At 49.7% G+C, this 17610-nt stretch carries 11 protein-coding genes and 2 pseudogenes; all 13 read left to right on the forward strand.

Annotation, left to right across the window (positions count from 1 at the left end):
- Window positions 1-10: 10 nt before the first annotated feature.
- Complete coding sequence (locus RUDLU_RS0126385) at window positions 11-1471, forward strand: RagB/SusD family nutrient uptake outer membrane protein (RefSeq protein ID WP_019991455.1); 1461 nt, start codon at window positions 11-13, stop codon at window positions 1469-1471.
- Window positions 1472-1473: 2 nt separating this feature from the next.
- Window positions 1474-2448, forward strand: a complete 975-nt coding sequence (locus RUDLU_RS0126390) for a formylglycine-generating enzyme family protein (RefSeq protein ID WP_019991456.1) — start codon at window positions 1474-1476, stop codon at window positions 2446-2448.
- Window positions 2445-4115, forward strand: a complete 1671-nt coding sequence (locus RUDLU_RS0126395; protein WP_019991457.1) for a sulfatase family protein — start codon at window positions 2445-2447, stop codon at window positions 4113-4115. The genes RUDLU_RS0126390 and RUDLU_RS0126395 overlap by 4 nt, the downstream gene beginning before the upstream one ends.
- A 5-nt stretch (window positions 4116-4120) precedes the next feature.
- Complete coding sequence (locus tag RUDLU_RS0126400; protein ID WP_019991458.1) at window positions 4121-5584, forward strand: arylsulfatase; 1464 nt, start codon at window positions 4121-4123, stop codon at window positions 5582-5584.
- A 140-nt stretch (window positions 5585-5724) separates the two neighbouring features.
- Window positions 5725-6735 (forward strand): sugar phosphate isomerase/epimerase family protein, encoded by a 1011-nt coding sequence (locus RUDLU_RS0126405; RefSeq protein WP_027303400.1) that lies wholly within the window; start codon window positions 5725-5727, stop codon window positions 6733-6735.
- Between the two features lie 7 nt (window positions 6736-6742).
- Complete coding sequence (locus tag RUDLU_RS0126410; RefSeq protein ID WP_027303401.1) at window positions 6743-7273, forward strand: gluconate 2-dehydrogenase subunit 3 family protein; 531 nt, start codon at window positions 6743-6745, stop codon at window positions 7271-7273.
- 23 nt (window positions 7274-7296) lie between these two features.
- Window positions 7297-9005: pseudogene (locus RUDLU_RS28505) on the forward strand (GMC oxidoreductase).
- Between the two features lie 201 nt (window positions 9006-9206).
- Complete coding sequence (locus RUDLU_RS0126420) at window positions 9207-10646, forward strand: glycoside hydrolase family 27 protein (protein ID WP_019991462.1); 1440 nt, start codon at window positions 9207-9209, stop codon at window positions 10644-10646.
- Between the two features lie 351 nt (window positions 10647-10997).
- Complete coding sequence (locus RUDLU_RS0126430; RefSeq protein ID WP_019991464.1) at window positions 10998-12599, forward strand: sulfatase family protein; 1602 nt, start codon at window positions 10998-11000, stop codon at window positions 12597-12599.
- Window positions 12600-12621: 22 nt separating this feature from the next.
- Window positions 12622-15234 carry an alkaline phosphatase D family protein gene (locus RUDLU_RS0126435; RefSeq protein ID WP_019991465.1) on the forward strand — a complete coding sequence of 871 codons (2613 nt, stop codon included), beginning with the start codon at window positions 12622-12624 and terminating at the stop codon, window positions 15232-15234.
- Between the two features lie 90 nt (window positions 15235-15324).
- Entirely contained in the window at window positions 15325-16854 is a 1530-nt protein-coding gene (locus RUDLU_RS0126440; protein ID WP_019991466.1) for a sulfatase family protein, read from the forward strand.
- Window positions 16855-17071: 217 nt separating this feature from the next.
- A pseudogene (locus tag RUDLU_RS29490) lies at window positions 17072-17356 on the forward strand (transposase); the annotation flags it as partial.
- 8 nt (window positions 17357-17364) lie between these two features.
- Window positions 17365-17574 (forward strand): hypothetical protein, encoded by a 210-nt coding sequence (locus tag RUDLU_RS29955; protein ID WP_157580846.1) that lies wholly within the window; start codon window positions 17365-17367, stop codon window positions 17572-17574.
- Window positions 17575-17610 lie beyond the last annotated feature (36 nt).

A 17610-nucleotide genomic window follows, 5' to 3' on the forward strand; every position in this document is an offset into this window, starting at 1 on the left:
CCTATTGACTATGAAAACCAAGCAATACATAGGAGCGCTTGTCTTTAGCCTGAGTTGCCTTGCCTGCGATCCCCTCACTGAAATCCCAGAAAGTAACCTTACCGCCGACTCTTTCTACAAAACACCCGCCGATGCGGTTGTGGGAATTAATGCGGCCTACCGCCCTTTGAATCAAACCCAGGGCTTTGGTGCCATACTTCTGGTGGTTAACAATCTGTCTTCAGATGATTTTTACACAAATCCGGCCGAAACGAATGTTGCCAACCACGAACTGGGGCAATCGAGAGCGACCTCGGCAAATATCCACTTATTGGGTGTCTGGACAAACCAATATTTGGCCCTGTCACGTGCCAACATTGTGCTGGATAAGCTTCCGGCTATAAACCCTGGAAATAATTCCACGAATAAAGTACTGCTCGACCGAGTAGGGGGGGAAGCCAAATTTCTGCGTGCCCTTGTTTTGTTCAATCTTACCCGGCTGTTTGGTGATGTGCCCATGCCACTGACTGCATCCACTCCACCCGAACAACTAAACATTGCGAGGACCCCACAAGCCCAGGTTTATGCTCAGATTATAAAGGATCTGACGGAAGCGGCAGCGGTACTTCCCGCTCGATACACCGGGGCAGATATAGGCCGCCCTACCACCTGGGCCGCTAAAGGGCTGTTAGCCAAAGTGTATCTACAGCAAAAAGACTGGGCGCAAACCGTCACGCTATGCAATGAAATTATGGCCAGCAATACCTTCTCGCTCTGGCCTAACTTTACTGATGCCTTCAATCCACAGAATAAAAATGGGCGTGAATCCTTATTTGAAGTTCAGTTTGCCGGTCCTGGCTTAAGTCAGGGAAACATAATGCTGCGTTACTGTCTGCCCCGAAACGGCTCATTGGGGGTAGGCTTCGGGTTATTTTTTCCGACCAATGACCTGCTTAACGCCTTTGAGCCGAATGATACACGCCGGGCAGGCACTTTCTTCAATAGCTATGTTCGGAGCAACGGAACACGCGTAACCTTTTCGCCTGACCATCTTCGTAAGTACAACGACGATGCCGCCATTGCGGGTGCCTATACAAATGACGCCAACAACAATTTCCCTCTGCTACGCTACGCTGAGGTTCTTCTGATGTACGCTGAAGCCCTGAACGAAACTTCACCCGCTGATCCACGGGCCCTGGCAGCCATGAATCAGGTTCGTCGCCGGGCAGGTCTTCCCGATTCGCGGGCTACTACGCAGACAGCCGTTCGGGAAGCCGTGTATCAGGAACGAAGGGTTGAACTGGCAGGTGAATTTAACCGCTGGTTCGATCTGGTACGTACCGGACGTTTGGTCACTCGGCTGACAGCAGCCAAAGGAGCGGGTTCGGGCGTACCTGCACCTGCCAACCCTTCAGAGCGAAATGTTGTCATGCCAATTCCTCAGAGGGAGCTTGATGCAAACGCTAGCTTAACCCAGAACCCGGGTTACTGAAAATGATGAGCCGAGGCTATTTTGAGCTGTTTCTTTGCCTAAGTCTTATTAGCCTAACTATGGGTTGTAAGCCTGAACCTTCGGGGCTGAGTATCACCCCAACCCTGACGGTCTTTGCTGAGCGCCCGGATAAGCCATCCCAATTCCCGAAGCCGACTCATGTACCATCAGGTATGGTGTATGTTCCCGCTGGCGTAACATTCATTGGGGCAGACGATGGGATGGAGTGGGAAAAGCCTCGTTTCTGGGTGCAGGTGAAACCCTTTTTAATGGACGAACACCCAGTAACTGTGGCCGAATTTCGGAAATTTATCACCGCAACAGGCTACAAAACCCAAGCCGAAAAATTTGGCGATGGGGGCGTGTTTGATGAAGAATCGAAAGCCTGGCTGTTAATCAGGGGAGCTTACTGGGCATATCCCCAGGGCCGCAACCACGCAGCGGCAGAAGACAATCATCCTGTCACTCAGGTTTCCTGGCATGATGCTCAGGCATATGCTCGTTGGGCTGGTAAACGCCTGCCCAGCGAGTTTGAATGGGAGCATGCCGCTCGTAATGCGACCAACTCACAATCCAGTTATCCGTTCGGAGATGCATTACAGACGGGTTCAGGAAAGTACTTAGCCAATACATGGAATGGATCTTTTCCTGATAAAAATTCGGCTGACGACGGCTTTCGATACACTTCGCCGGTAGGCTACTTCGGCAAAACTCCGCTGGGCCTGACGGATATGGCAGGGAATGTCTGGCAGTGGTGCTCAGACTGGAAACAAAATTACGCAGATGTGGTGGTAGGGAAAGCCCCTAATCACCCAACTGAAAAGGTGCAGCGGGGAGGCTCTTTTCTGTGTGAACCGGGGTGGTGTCATGGCTACAGGGTATCAGGCCGCTCCTTCACCTCACCCGAAACAGGTCTGATGCATGTTGGATTCCGTTGTGTGAAAGATATTCCGAACCTATTAACAAATAAACCATGATGCTTCACCGCTTTCTGCTGGCACTCTTTACGGGGCTGGGGCTGGTTGCCTTTAGGGGATTACCTAATGAATCGATCCCTGTTTTCTACCGACCACAACCCCATTTTGCCATTACGAGCAACCTGGGGCCGGATCAACCCAATATAATCTGGCTTTCCTGCGAGGATATGTCTCCTCATTTGGGCTGCTATGGCGACTCAACGATACCAACGCCCAATATCGATCGACTGGCCCGGGAGGGGGTTCGCTTTACCAACGCCTATACCACTGCCGGGGTATGTGCCCCAAGCCGTAATGCCATCATTACAGGGATGTATCAAACGGCGACAGGTGGGCATAACATGCGAACAATAGGCAATACCTTTCCTGAACAGACCGGACTTCCCAAAGAGTATTCGGTTGTTATGCCTTCCTACGTAAAGGCATTTCCGGAATTCTTACGGGCAACAGGATACTATTGTACCAATAATGCAAAAACGGATTACCAGTTTGAAGCTCCACCGACGGTATGGGATGAAGTGGGCAACAAAGCCACCTACCAGAAACGGGCCAACGGCCAGCCTTTTTTTGCTGTCTTTAACAATGTCATAACGCATGAATCGCAGGTATGGGTACGAAAAGACCTGCCCTTGAGAGCTGATCCTGACAGGATTAAAGTGCCTCCTTATTACCCGGATACAAAAACCGTACGAAACGATATGGCCCGGTTTTTCAGCAATATTCGGGAGATGGATGATTGGGTGGGTAAGATGATCGCTCAACTGGAAGAGGAGGGGCTGCTGGAGAAAACAATTATCTTTTTCTGGTCGGATCATGGTGATGGCCTTCCATTTGTAAAACGGGAAATCCTGCATAGAGGGCTGCATGTCCCCCTTATTGTTCGGTTCCCCGACAAACGCTTGGCGGGTACCACGCGTAATGATCTGGTGTCCATGATTGACCTTGCTCCAACCGTGCTATCATTGGCAGGGATTAAACCCCCTGAATACATGCATGGACAGCCGTTTTTTGGTAAGCATACCGCTTCCAAACCTCGTGGGTACGTATTTGCCGCCCGGGACCGAATGGACGAAGCCTATGAGCGTGTTCGGACCGTCCACGACGGACAGTACCAGTACGTCCGAAACTACTTTCCAGAAAAGCCCCACTATCAAAACATTACGTTTCGAAAGCAACAGCCTATGATGGTCGAAATGCTTAGGCTACACGGAGAAGGTAAACTAAGCCCAGTTCAAAGCCAGTGGTTCAAACCGACTAAAGCCACGGAGGAATTTTATGATCTTAAAGCCGACCCCTTTGAGTTAAAGAATCTGGCTTCTGATCCCAACTATTCCGCCCAGTTCAAAAGGCTGAAGCAGGCATTTGAAAAATGGCAAAAAACGGTGCCCGATTTAGGTGCTACTCCTGAAAAGGAATTAATCCAAACCTGGTGGAAGGGACAGAACACGCCACCAGTAACCGCCGACCCTGTGGTAAGCCGGCTCGCAAACAAGCTGAAAATCGAATGCCCAACAGAGGGCGCTTCTATTGGCTACCGACTATTAGGAAAGGGGAAAAACTGGAACGTATATACCGTACCGTTAGAGACCTCTCCGGGCCAGACGGTAGAGGTGATAGCTCAGCGGATCGGGTACGGGGCCAGTCAAATAACAACCTACAAAATGTGAGAAAAATGAAGTTCAAGTCACCAGATAGAAACCAGGTTAACCCAGTAAAATGGGGGCAGAGATTATTGTTTTTTGTGGGTTTATTGGTCTTGGCACCGTACGCAAAGGCCCAGCCGTTGAACAGTAAGGAAAGTCGTCCCAATATTATCTATATCCTGGCGGACGATCTTGGCTACGGAAATTTGACGTGCTATAATCCATCAAGTCGGGTGTCAACCCCTAATCTGGATAAAATGGCTCAGGAAGGCACCCGGTTCAACCGATTTTATGCGGGTAGCACCGTATGCGCTCCTTCTCGTTGCGCACTGATGACAGGCCTTCACACTGGTCATAATTATATACGCGGAAATGGTGAAGTTGACCTCAGAGAGAAAGATTCAACCCTTGCCCAGTACATGAAACAAGCAGGCTACACAACGGGTATGTTTGGTAAGTGGGGCCTGGGGAAAGAAAATACAGCGGGAGCGCCCCAGCTAAAAGGCTGGGATGAGTTTGTGGGCTACCTGGACCATCGTCACGCTCACAACTATTACACCGACCACCTCTGGCAGGTTCGGCGCGGAAATTTAAGCCGCTTGCCGCTGGATACAACGGTTTATACACATGATGTTATCCTAAACAACGCCCTTTCTTTCATTGAAGCGAATCAGAAGCGTCCATTTTTTCTGTACCTACCCGTAACGCTGGTTCACGCGGAGCTAACCGCCCCCCCTTCAGACCTTAAACCCTTTTTAACCGCTGACGGGAAAAGCAGATTGGCGCCGGAGACGCCCTATTTCCAAAAGCCAGCTCCCAATTTGTACAAAAGCCAGCCCCTTCCCCATGCGGCATTTGCTGCTATGCTCAACAGGCTTGATAGCGATGTTGGACGGTTACTGGCTCTTCTGAAAAAACTTAACCTGGATCAGAATACCCTGGTAATCTTTACCTCAGACAATGGTCCGCATAATGAAGCAGGGGCAGACCCCGAATTTTTTGATTCGAATGGCCCATTGAGGGGCATTAAACGGGATCTGTACGAAGGAGGGATTCGGGTACCGATGATTGCCCGCTGGCCAGGCAGGATTCCAGCCAACCGGGTAGATAACAGCGTGTGGGCCAATTGGGATATGTTACCAACCTTTTGCAGGTTAATAAATGTAACTAGCCCCGCTGGCATAGATGGTCTGTCAATGTTGCCCCTGCTGCTCGGCAAACAACCAGCCTCAAAGCACCCATATCTATACTGGCAACTGGGTGAAGGAATTTTCAAGCAGGCTATTCTAAAAGAAGACTGGAAACTCATTCGGCTGAAGGCTCCTGGAAAACCAGAGGTACTTGAGCTTTATAACCTCAAAACCGACGAAGCTGAAAAAAACAATCTGGCTACGCAGAACCCGGCCAAACTGGCAGAGCTTCAACGTGACTTGAAATCAGCGGTTACCCCTGCCGAACATCCCTTTTTCGACTATTCGTCTTTCGAACGTTGAAACGTCTCTAACGACTTGCTCAACCGAGACGGGAATAGCAAAAGCCTGACCATGCCGAAGTGACTTTTCAGGACAAAGAAGCCCCGTATGTGCCTGTGCATTGGACCATGAGGTTTCATTCAGCGTATCAACTATTTTCAATGAAAAAGACAGTTCAAATTCCTCTAGTTTCGCGACGACGGTTTCTGGCTTTGGCTCCTTTGTCCCTGGGGTTAAGTTGGGTAGCTAACGGATTTCCGGCCGGGGGCAAGGATAAGCCCAACTCCAAATTTGGAGGAGTGCAGATTGGCGTCATCACGTATTCATACCGGACTATGCCCGGTGATCTGCATCAGCTTATTCAATATTGCGTCGATTCCAACGTCAGCGCCATTGAATTAATGGGCGATCCTGCTGAAGAGTTTCTGGGCAAACCCGAACCCCCATTTCCCACAACACCATTAGGGCCTGGGCGTCGGCGTCCTCCTCTCACAGAAGAGCAGAAAACTCAGTTAAGCGCTTATAATAAGCAAGTTGCCGAATGGCGCCTGACATTGGACGTTACAAAATTTCGGGAGGTTCGTAGGGTGTTTGCCGATGCCGGGATTTCTATTTATGCCTTCAAACCTATTGTATTTGGGGTAAATAATAGTGATGCAGAGGTTGAATATGGAATTCGTGCGGCCAAAGAATTAGGAGCGAAGTCAGTAACGGTTGAACTGCCCACAGATCCGGCCCAAAGCCTTCGTTTAGGCAAACTGGGCGAAAAACATAAGGTCTATATTGGCTACCACAACCACCTGCAGGCCACGGATACCCTCTGGGACAATGCATTAAGCCAGTCTCCCTATAACTCAATCAACTTCGACTGTGGTCATTATCTGGCCGCTGGTGGGGCCAATACAAGGGAAAGTCTGATGTCCTTTCTGGAAGATAAGCACGAGCGAATAACCAGTATGCACCTGAAAGACCGAACGACACCGGCAAATGGTCAAAAAAATCTGGTTTGGGGGAGTGGCGATACACCCATTCGGGAAATCCTGCTGCAAATCAAAAAGCGGAAGTACAATTTCCCCGTCACCGTTGAACTCGAATACGAGATCCCAGAAGGCTCAAATGCGGTAAAGGAAGTGGCCCGCTGTGTCGAATACGCTAAAAAAATATTAATCTGATCGAACCATGAATCGTAGAAAAGCCATTCAACGAACCTCCCTGATCGTAGGTGGGATGCTGGCGGCCCCAATATTACAGGCTGTTCAGGGACAAGCTCTGTCTGCAACGAATAGGCTGGCAGTTAGCGCCGAACATGAGGCTTTGCTGGCCGATTTGGCCGATGTAATTATTCCAACGACAGCAACGCCCGGCGCCAAAGCAGCGAGGGTTGAACAGTTTATCGTACGGGTCGTGCGCGACTGCTACGAAACCCCAGAACAGGAAAAGTTTTACAATGGATTAACCGGTTTTGGGCAACTCTGCCAGAAAACCTTCGGCAAACCATTCGCCGACCTGGGCGAGGCAGACCGGATCTCGGCTGTCAAGTTGTTGACGAAAGCGAATCCGGCATTTTTCAAAAGCATGAGAGAATTAACCGTCACCGGCTATTTCAGCTCAAAGATCGGGGCCACTCAGGCGCTGGCCTATCAGCCCATTCCGGGAAAACTCATTGGCTGTATGCCATTGACCAACGATCAGAAAACCTGGGCATTATAAGAGTTTGCTAAACAGACAATCACATGAATCTGAACATTAACGCGATTAAGTCACAAACTTTCGATGCCATAGTTGTCGGGTCTGGAATATCGGGTGGGCTGCTAAAGAACTAACCGAAAAGGGGTTACGCGTGGTCATGATTGAGCGGGGGCGGATGCTTGAACACATTACCGGGTATGAAAATGCCATGAAAGACCCCTGGGATATGCAGTACCATGGCCGATTGACCGTCCAGCAGCGAAACACCCATCCTAAGCTTTCCCGGGATCATCCCTACAATGAAGGCACCGAAAAATATTGGATGAATGATGCGGATGCCCTCTATAAAGAGGAAAAGCGGTTCGACTGGTTTCGGCCTGACATACTGGGGGGCAAGTCGATTATGTGGGGGCGGCAAACGTACCGCTGGAGCGATCTTGATTTTGAGGCCAACCTCAAAGAAGGTATAGCCATTGACTGGCCAATCCGGTATAAAGATATTGCTCCCTGGTACAGCTATGTCGAACGTTTTGTGGGAATATCAGGCGAAAAGTTGAACCTGCCCCAGCTGCCAGACAGCGAATTTCTTCCGCCAATGGAAATGTTTTGTGTGGAGCGGCACGTCAAAGAAAGCATTGCCAAACACTTTGGGGGGCGGGTCATGACCATCGGCCGAAACGCTAATCTATCAGCCGCCGAAAAGGCTCAACTGGGTCTGGGGCGGTCCGCCTGCCAGTATCGGAATAAATGTTCGTTGGGTTGTCCCTATGGGGCTTACTTCAGTACGCAGTCGGCCACCTTACCCGCTGCCATGAAAACCAAGCGTTTGACGCTTCAAACGGACTCCCTTGTTCAGGAAATTCTGTACGACGAAAAAAAGAAGAGAGCCTCAGGGGTGCGGATTATTGATAAAAATACCCTGGAAACCAAAGAGATATACGCTAAGATTGTTTTTGTTTGCGCAAGCACCCTCGGCTCTACAACCATTCTGCTCAATTCAATTTCCAATCGTTTCCCCAACGGATTTGGCAACGACTCTGGGCAATTGGGGCATAATCTGATGGACCACCACTTTAAAATTGGGGCCTCAGGAACCTGGGAAGGTGGTGCTGACAAATACTACTACGGACGGCGGGCAAACGGGATCTACATACCCCGCTACCGGAATATAGGTAATGATAAACGCGATTACCTGCGCGGCTTTGGGTACCAGGGAGGGGGCAGCCGTAAAGGGTGGAGCCGTTCGACAGGCGAGTTGGCGTTTGGGGCCGCCATGAAAGAACAGCTGACCCGCCCCGGCGAGTGGACCATGAGTCTTAACGGATTTGGGGAGTGCTTACCTTACTATGAGAATCGGGTGTATTTGCACAAAACCGAAAAAGACAAGTGGGGTTTTCCACTGCAGGTGTTTGATGCGGAGTTTAAGGAAAATGAGCGAAAGATGCGGGTCGATATGCTAAACGATGCGCAGGAAATGCTTGAAGCCGCCGGGATGAAAAACATAAAAGCCAACGATGGCGTGTCGTATCCAGGAATGGCGATACACGAGATGGGAACCGCCCGTATGGGTCGAGATCCCAAAACCTCGGTTTTAAATGCCCATAATCAAATGCATGCCGTTCCCAATGTATTTGTTACCGATGGTTCCTGTATGACATCGGCCTCTTGCGTGAATCCTTCGCTTACTTATATGGCCCTGACGGCAAGAGCGGCTGATTTTGCCGTGGATCAGCTTAAAAAGCAAAATCTGTAGGCATCCTTCTGAGGAGGATAATCCTTGATAAAGTCGAGTTAAAGATACGGATGTGCGTCTGCTCATCGACATAAAGCTCATTAACAATAGGTTGGTTAGGGAACAATGGAATGCCTGGGGCAATTTTTAGACCCCAGGCCCATTGTAGTATGCCGACCTGAATTACTCATTATAGTTCACAGGTTAACCAGATCAATCGGAATGAACCGGCACACTTTTTTGCAACGTACGGTCAGTGGTGCCTTTGCTTCGCTAATCCCGGGTGAAAAACGACTCGCCCAGAAGCCCGCCCCTAAACCAGCATCTCTCCTGGCACAAACACCGCCACTGGGTTGGAACAGTTATAATTCATATGGGGTGTACCTTCACGAAAAAGCCGCATTTGAGAATCTTGAAGCCTTTGAGAAACTGCTAAAACCGCATGGTTACGAATACTTTGTGATTGATGGGGGCTGGGCGGGCGAATATGCCCTTATTCCTGGAACATTATATCCGAAAGAAAAGCACGCTTCTGTATTGGCAATGGACAAAAACGGGTTGCTCGAACCCGGCAAAACCTATTGGCCTAACGGACTCAAACCCCTCATTAATCAAGTTCATGCCAAGGGTTTAAAGTTTGGGATTCATCTGATGCGAGGCATTCCGCGGGCTGCCGTTGACCAGAATTTACCAATTGCCGGCTCGCGCTACCGGCTCGCCGATATTGTGGACAAAAGTAGCATTTGCAAATGGTATCCAAATACATACGGAGTAGATGTTCGTAAGCCCGGAGCTCAGGACTATTACAATAGTGTATTTAGGAAACTGGCCCAATGGGGTGTCGATCTGGTGAAGGTGGATGACTTAATACCATTCCCGGATGAAATTTTGATGATTGGGGAAGCCATTCGCAATTGCGGCCGCCCGATGCTTTACAGTCTGTCGCCGGGAAATACGACTAATCTGCGGGACCTGCCTTACTATCGACAGGCCCAAATGGTCCGAATTACTTACGATATATGGGATCGCGTAGAAGATTTTAAAACGGCTTTCAACCGGTGGCGACTCTTTCAGGGATTAGGCACACCTGGTTTTTGGCCTGATCTGGACATGATTCCATTTGGCCAACTTCAACTCATGCAGCCGGCTGAATATGAAGGTAGTGGCCGTGAGGTTAGGATGTCAGGGTTTGGTAACGCGCGAACCTCATTCCTTTCAAAGACTGAGATGCAAACCTTTATCACTATTCGGGCGTTAGCGGCTTCCCCCTTAATGATGGGAGGTGATTTACCAACGCTCGATGACTATTCCCTTGCCTTAATCACCAACGCTGACATGCTGGCCTGTAATCAAAATGGGAACACTGGCGTATTGGTTTATGATAAGAACCAGACAGAAGTATGGTTGACTAATCAAAAAAGCAGGTTCGGTGCAGGGTGGTTCGGCATTTTTAACCGAAGTGATCAGGGCCAGTTAGTGAAGCTGTCCGTGAAAGAGTTAGGGTTGGCCCACTTGCCCAATGTGGGTACTGCCAAAACCACCTATAAACTCCACGACATCTGGAATAACGCAACTCTTCCAATTCAGGAGGGCTCTATCGAAGTAAGTATCCCGGCTAATGGCGTCGTTTTTTGTCGGTACGAAGGTGCCCGAAGTGCTTAGCTGTACGTGTTTTTAGTGACCAGGAACGGACTCCGTTTCTCTACGTAATTGCCGAGGTAATTAGCAACTTCTGGCATAATCTGGTTTACCGGCAGATCACTCATTTCAGGCCTGCGAGACTGAGAAAATGCATTGACAGTCAGTAAATGTCAATGATTCGCTTTGCCTTAAACTAATTGATTGGTGGGCTTATGACATTCCACTTTGTCAAGCAAACAAAGCAAATCCAGTCAGTCGGGAACGATTTAAGTCAACTGACTACTGAAGAACATGGGATTACGGTAGGCTCAGCGCCCAAAGCACAAAGTGCTGGCAAAGGAACAGTCCAGGATAACACTCTTTATCTGATTTATGAAACACCTATTGTATTCAGCCCTATTCCCTTTGATCCTGTTTGTGCTTTCAGGAATGGCTCACCGATCCGTTGCTCAAGGGCAGAAGAAGCGCCCCAATATTTTCATTTGTATGGCCGATGATGCCTCCTTTCCCTTTATGGGAGCTTACGGTACTGATTGGGTAAAAACACCCGCTTTTGACCGGATCGCCAGGGAAGGACTTTTGTTTATGAACGCTTACACTCCCAATGCAAAATGTGCACCTTCCCGCTCGTGTCTGCTCACCGGTCGCCACTCCTGGCAGCTTGAAGAAGCAGCAAACCACTCTCCTGATTTTCCAGCTAAGTTCAAAACGTTTATGGAGGCACTTGACGAGCACCAATATTGGGTAGGCCATACGGTTAAAGGCTGGGGACCTGGAAATCCTGGCAAGGTAGGGGGCAAAAGGCGGGAACTGACGGGTAAAGCCTACAATGGGCGGACCTTAACTCCACCCTCGACTGGCATTTCAAAGGCAGATTACACCGGGAACTTTCGCGATTTTCTCGATCAAAAGAAGGATGTAAATCAACCGTTCTGCTTCTGGTACGGTTCTATTGAGCCCCATCGAGACTATGAATATGCCTCCTCGCTACGGGCAGGAAAACAACCGAACGAAATAAAGCAAATACCGGCCTACTGGCCCGATACGGATACCGTCCGTACGGATATGCTCGATTATGCCTTTGAGCTTGAGTACTTCGACCAGCATTTAGGGAAAATGTTAAAACTGCTGGAGGAACGCGGTGAACTTGAAAATACCATTGTTGTTGTGACCGCCGACAACGGAATGCCTTTCCCTCGCGTGAAGGGGCAGGCCTACGAGGCCTCTAACCATGTACCTATGGCTATCATGTGGAAGGGAGGTATTCAAAACCCAGGCCGACGGATAAAGGATTTCGTAAGCTTTATTGATCTGGCCCCCACTTTTCTGGAATTGGCTGGCCTAAACCAACAAATGGCAGGAATGCAGCCGATTGAAGGCAAGACGTTGACAGATCTTTTTAATTCTGCAAAAAATGAAGGGGTGAATCCGCTAAGAGATCACGTGTTGATTGGCAAAGAACGCCACGATGTAGGCAGACCCCACGACTGGGGCTATCCTATACGCGGCATTGTCAAGGGTGGATTCCTTTACGTTAGAAATTACGAGACCAGCCGCTGGCCTGCGGGCAATCCGGAAACCGGTTATCTGAACACCGATGGCGGAGCAACCAAGACATTGATTTTGAACGGACGGCGCCGGGGTGAGAAAACCCAGTACTGGCAGATGAACTTTGGCAAGAGACCAACAGATGAGCTGTATAATTTACAGAACGACCCGGACTGTGTGAAAAACCTGGCTTCCCAGACGGACTACCGCCGTCTGATGAAAAAGCTACGAACCCAGATGGAACAGGAACTTCGGTCACAGGGCGACCCCCGGCAAGCTGGTAACGGAGCTGTATTCGATTCCTATCCGTATAGTGGAGAAGTAAACGGATTTTATGAGAGATACCTCAACGGGGAGAAAGTAAAAGCTTCATGGGTCAATGATTCTGATTTTGAGCTCTTTCCGGTTCCAGACAAGCTAAACTAAACAGACACTTACCTTTCTGAAAATGAATCGTCGCCATACGCTCAAAGCCATTGCCATGGGGGCATTGACCCCAAAGTCTCTACTGGACAATAACTTACTCCGTCCGGGAATTTCAACAAACGACCCCTCCATACCTTCCCAGCATAGTCAGTGGCAAGGGTGGCCGGATATGGACTGGGTTGGCCCCGAATTCTGGGGGAATCGCCTGCAAGACTGGCGCTTGCGTGACGGTAAAGTAGAATGCACCGCACAGGACATAAACCGTACGCTCTACTGGCTCACTTGCCAGCTTGGCGAGCAACTCCTGCCTTTTGAAACACAGGTAATTGTTGATCCCTCTCGGATAAAGTCCGGCTCCGGGCAAGGTTATGCTGGTTTACGGCTGGGAGCCAAGGGACCCTTCAAAGACTACCGGTCTGCTGCCGTCTTTGGCAAAGGGCTCGATGTAGGCCTGTCGGATCAGGGTTTTCTTTTCATCGGTGAACTCAGGAGCCAGCTTGCCGTGTCGATGCGAAAGCCTTTGCGGCTGCGGCTATTGGCTGAACCCTCATCCGGGCAGTATACACTTACGCTTTCGGCCCGAGCATCCGACACGGATCAGTTGCTTGGAGAAGTTCAGACCCTGGCCATCCCAAACGCTCAACTCGTGGGGAATATCGCCCTAGTGTCTCATATGCCCCAGCCCCAACAAACCGCTAATGAGCCGAATACTTATTCGTTTTCTGATTGGTCGCTGTCTGGTGCAAAAATGACCCATTCCCCAGACCAGACCTTTGGCCCTATTTGCTTTGCCCAATACACCTTTCATAATAAAACCCTGAAACTTACCGCTCAATTAGCCCCGGTTGAGACGATTGCCAGCCAACAGTTAAATCTACAGGTCCGTCAGGGAAAGACGTGGAAAACCCTGTTAACCCAACCCATTGACCCACAAAGCCGTACTGCTCACTTTCGGGTGGATCGTTGGGCTATTCGAAAACCTGTACCGTACCGGCTGGTCTTGACGCTGCCCCTGCGTAAGGGCAACAAAGCCTACGAGTATCACGGCACGCTGACTCCAGAACCCAAACAGGCAGAAAAGGTGAGAGTGGCCGTGTTCAGTTGCAACGCAGATCATGGCTTTCCGGATGGCGAAGTCGTAAAACATGTAGCGAAACAGGAGGCAGATCTGGCCGTGTTTTTAGGGGATCAGTTTTACGAATCTACGGGAGGATTTGGCATACAAACCAGCCCATTACCGAAAGCCATACTGGACTACCTGCGCAAGTGGTATATGTTTGGCTGGTCTTACCGCGATATATTTCGGCACATACCCTGTGCTATCATTCCTGACGATCACGATGTTTATCACGGTAATATCTGGGGTGAGGGCGGAAAGCAAGCCCCTACAGACAAAGGTTGGGACTATGCAGCCCAAGACCAGGGTGGCTATAAAATGCCCCCTGAATGGGTAAATATGGTGCAACGCACCCAAACCAGTCATTTACCAGACCCCTATGATCCCACCCCAGTTCGTCAGGGGATAGGTGTGTATTATACCCACTGGATTTACGGGGGCATTAGTTTTGCCATTTTAGAAGACCGAAAGTTCAAGCCAGCTCCTAAGAATGTGCTTCCTCCCGAAGCCAACGTACAAAACGGCTTCATCCAGAATCCAGAATTCGACATCAAAACGTATCGAAATCTGGAGGCAGACCTGCTCGGTCAGCGGCAAATGGATTTTTTGAAAGAGTGGGTTGAAGACTGGCGACAAGGTGTGCGGTTAAAAGTCGTACTGTCTCAAACGAACTTCTGTACAGTAGCCACGTTGCCAAAAGGAAGTCTGATCGACAAGATCGTGCCACGTCTTCCAATACCTGAACCAGGGCAGTACGTCACCGGCGACGCTCCCACCGCAGACATGGACTCCAATGGATGGCCTCAGAGAGGTCGGGATGAAGCCGTTAAATTAATTCGGAAGGGGTTTGCTTTTCATATAGCTGGAGATCAGCATATTGGCAGCTATGTGCAATACGGGGTGGAAGAATTTGCAGATGCTGGATTTGCCTTTGCCGGACCGGCACTGAACAACACCTTCCCCCGTCGTTGGTGGCCACCCACCGAAGGTCATACTCCTTTGCCGGGGCAACCGGCCTATACCGGAAACTTTCGGGATGGATTTGGAAATCGCATGACGGTGATGGCGGTTGCAAACCCACAAAAGACAGGTCGGGAGCCTGCTCAACTTTACGACCGGGCCACAGGCTATGGCCTTGTAATCCTCGACAAATCGGAGCGAACAATCAGAACGGAATGCTGGCCCCGGTATGTGGATCCGATACAGGCTCCTGAAGGCCAATATAATGGATGGCCTCTTGTGATCAACCAGTTAGATAATTATGGCCGAAAAGCCAGTGCCTGGCTACCGGAGATTCAGGTTAATGGGCTTGATAATCCAGTTGTGACAATCTGGGAAGAAAAGACCGGGGAGCATGTCTATTCGATCCGAATCAAAGGAAATACCTTCCGCCCGAAGGTATTTGCGGAAGGGGCCTATACCATTCGTGTTGCCGAGCCTGACCGGGGAATTGAACGAGTCGAAAAAGGGATCCGTGCCAGCCCGACAGCCTCGGGGATCTTACCGATTTCAGTGTAAGCCATAGCCTTGTCAAAGTTGCGGCTGGGGCTGTAATGTATTTCCTCAATAGACCCATACGCGGTTTACCCAATACCTAATTCCAAACAAATGAAAAACCTCCTTGTCACAGCCCTTTGTTTAGGCACACTGGCCGCTATGTTGCAGGCCTTCCGTCCACACCCTCCCCGTTCGGCACCGAAACCCAAAAACATTATTTACATTCTGGCCGACGATCATCGCCACGATTTTATGGGGTTCACCGGTAAGGTAGCAGGTTTACAAACGCCCAACCTCGACCGACTGGCTAATGAGGGAGCTCATGTGCAGAATGCTTTTGTTTGTACAGCCCTCTGTTCGCCCAGCCGTGCCAGCATCCTCACGGGGCAGTATCCCCACAAACATAGAGTGGTCGATAACATAGCTCCCTTACCTAATGGACTGAAATTTTATCCGGAATACCTTCAAAAAGCAGGTTATAAAACAGCTTTTCTTGGCAAGTGGCACATGGGTACTGAAGGAGATTCCCCCCAACCTGGCTTCGATTACTGGCTTAGCTTTAAAGGACAGGGCGTGTACTACAACCCTACCTTTAACATCAATGGTAAACAAGTTGCCCACGGCGACAGTAGCTACACCTCCGATTTACTGACCGACTACGCGCTGAAATGGATGGGCTCGCTGGACAAAAGCAAACCCTTCGCCTTGTACTTATCCCATAAGGCTGTTCATGCCGATTTTCAACCGGCCAGGCGGCACAAAGACGTATATGCAAATATACCCATTAACTACCCCCGTTCATTTTACCTGACTGCTACTGACAGTAGTAAAATTTGGGGGCCACGTCCATCTATTGACCCTGAAATCGGCCAGTTAAAGGTCAATTTGGCCGATACACCTAATTGGGTGAAAGCCCAGCGCGGTAGCTGGCACGGGGTCGATTACATGTATCACGGCAGTATTGGCTTTAACGATTTCTACCGGCGTTACTGCGAAACACTGCTGAGTGTTGATGACAGTGTTGGGCGGGTACTACAATGGCTCGATGAAAACGGCCTGACCGAAACCACTATGGTGGTCTATATGGGTGACAATGGCTTTAGTTTTGGCGAACATGGACTAATTGACAAGCGGCACATGTACGAAGAATCCATGCGAGTGCCCCTGTTGATACGCTGCCCTGCCGTGGTGAAGGCTGGGACAAAACTGACTCAGGTAGTGCAGAACATTGATATAGCGCCCACCCTGCTGGAATGGGCCGGGCTGCCCAAACCCGCTCAGATGCAGGGAGATTCTTTCCTACCCCTGTTGCAGGGGCAATCCGTTGCCTGGAAAAATCAAGCCTTTTATGAGTACTACTGGGAGGCCAATTTTCCATCAACTCCCACTATGTTTGGTTTACGTACAGACCGCTATAAATATATCTTCAACCATGGGGTGTGGGATGCTAATGAGTTGTATGACCTAAAAGCCGACCCATTCGAAGTCAATAATCTCATTCGGAGTCCGGCTCATCAGGAAATTGCCAAAGACATGAAACGTCAGATTTGGGAGTGGCTTGAGCAAACAGATGGCCTTCAGATTCCGCTGCACCCCACCCTGCAAAAACGAGTTGACCACCGCTACCGAGGTACGTACTAATCTACACAAAAGCGTTCTGTGCTGTCCGCAGTGAATGGTTTATTAAGGGGAACAGTTTTCCTATACGATCGCTATAACTCGAGATTACAACAAGCATACATGGTTCTTAGATGAGGATAAGGAAGCGTGTGATGGTCTGGTTTAGCGGCACACTGAACTTGCTTAATTTCGCAGGACCATGCAGACCCAATAACAACCAAAACCCCGTCGGAACTATGATGCCGAATTCAAGGCCCAGGTACTAAAAATGCTGGCTAGCGGCCAAACCGCCAGCTACATTGCCAACGCCTTGCGTATCTCCGAGAGCATCATCTACCGATGGAAAAGTCGGAGTCAGGATCACCAAAAAGATAACACCCAAGACAGTGAGTTTTCCGTAGAAAACCAGCAGTTGAAGGAGCGCGTTCACCACCTCAAAACCGAGCGTGAGAAAAAAAAAGGCCGCTGGACGGCTCCATTGAGCATTTTCAGCCGAGCGACTTACGACGCACTTACGACTTAGTGCAGAGTTTGTCAGAGTTATCAGTAGTACTGCTTTGCCAACCTTTTGCCGTAAGTCGCTCGGCTTTTTACCGCTACCGACGCGGAGCCAGTTATTCCGATATAGAAGAAGAAAAGCCATTGGTTGAGCGGGGCTTCAACGTGCTTATACATCCCTATGGAGCACGCCGGATTCAGGCGGAATTACTAGAACAGGGCGACAATACCTACGAATTTTGATGTAAGCGTCTAATTTACCCGCTATACAGCCGAATC

This window comes from Rudanella lutea DSM 19387, assembly GCF_000383955.1.
GTDB classification, from domain to species: Bacteria; Bacteroidota; Bacteroidia; order Cytophagales; family Spirosomataceae; genus Rudanella; species Rudanella lutea.

Bases quoted from the DNA above. Each gene is read 5' to 3' on its own strand.
- RUDLU_RS0126410 (WP_027303401.1), top strand. From the start codon at position 6,743: ATGAATCGTAGAAAAGCCATTCAACGAACCTCCCTGATCGTAGGTGGG.
- RUDLU_RS0126430 (WP_019991464.1), top strand. From the start codon at position 10,998: ATGAAACACCTATTGTATTCAGCCCTATTCCCTTTGATCCTGTTTGTG.
- RUDLU_RS0126385 (WP_019991455.1), top strand. From the start codon at position 11: ATGAAAACCAAGCAATACATAGGAGCGCTTGTCTTTAGCCTGAGTTGC.
- RUDLU_RS0126390 (WP_019991456.1), top strand. From the start codon at position 1,474: ATGATGAGCCGAGGCTATTTTGAGCTGTTTCTTTGCCTAAGTCTTATT.
- RUDLU_RS0126405 (WP_027303400.1), top strand. From the start codon at position 5,725: ATGAAAAAGACAGTTCAAATTCCTCTAGTTTCGCGACGACGGTTTCTG.
- RUDLU_RS0126435 (WP_019991465.1), top strand. From the start codon at position 12,622: ATGAATCGTCGCCATACGCTCAAAGCCATTGCCATGGGGGCATTGACC.
- RUDLU_RS0126395 (WP_019991457.1), top strand. From the start codon at position 2,445: ATGATGCTTCACCGCTTTCTGCTGGCACTCTTTACGGGGCTGGGGCTG.
- RUDLU_RS0126420 (WP_019991462.1), top strand. From the start codon at position 9,207: ATGAACCGGCACACTTTTTTGCAACGTACGGTCAGTGGTGCCTTTGCT.
- RUDLU_RS0126400 (WP_019991458.1), top strand. From the start codon at position 4,121: ATGAAGTTCAAGTCACCAGATAGAAACCAGGTTAACCCAGTAAAATGG.
- RUDLU_RS0126440 (WP_019991466.1), top strand. From the start codon at position 15,325: ATGAAAAACCTCCTTGTCACAGCCCTTTGTTTAGGCACACTGGCCGCT.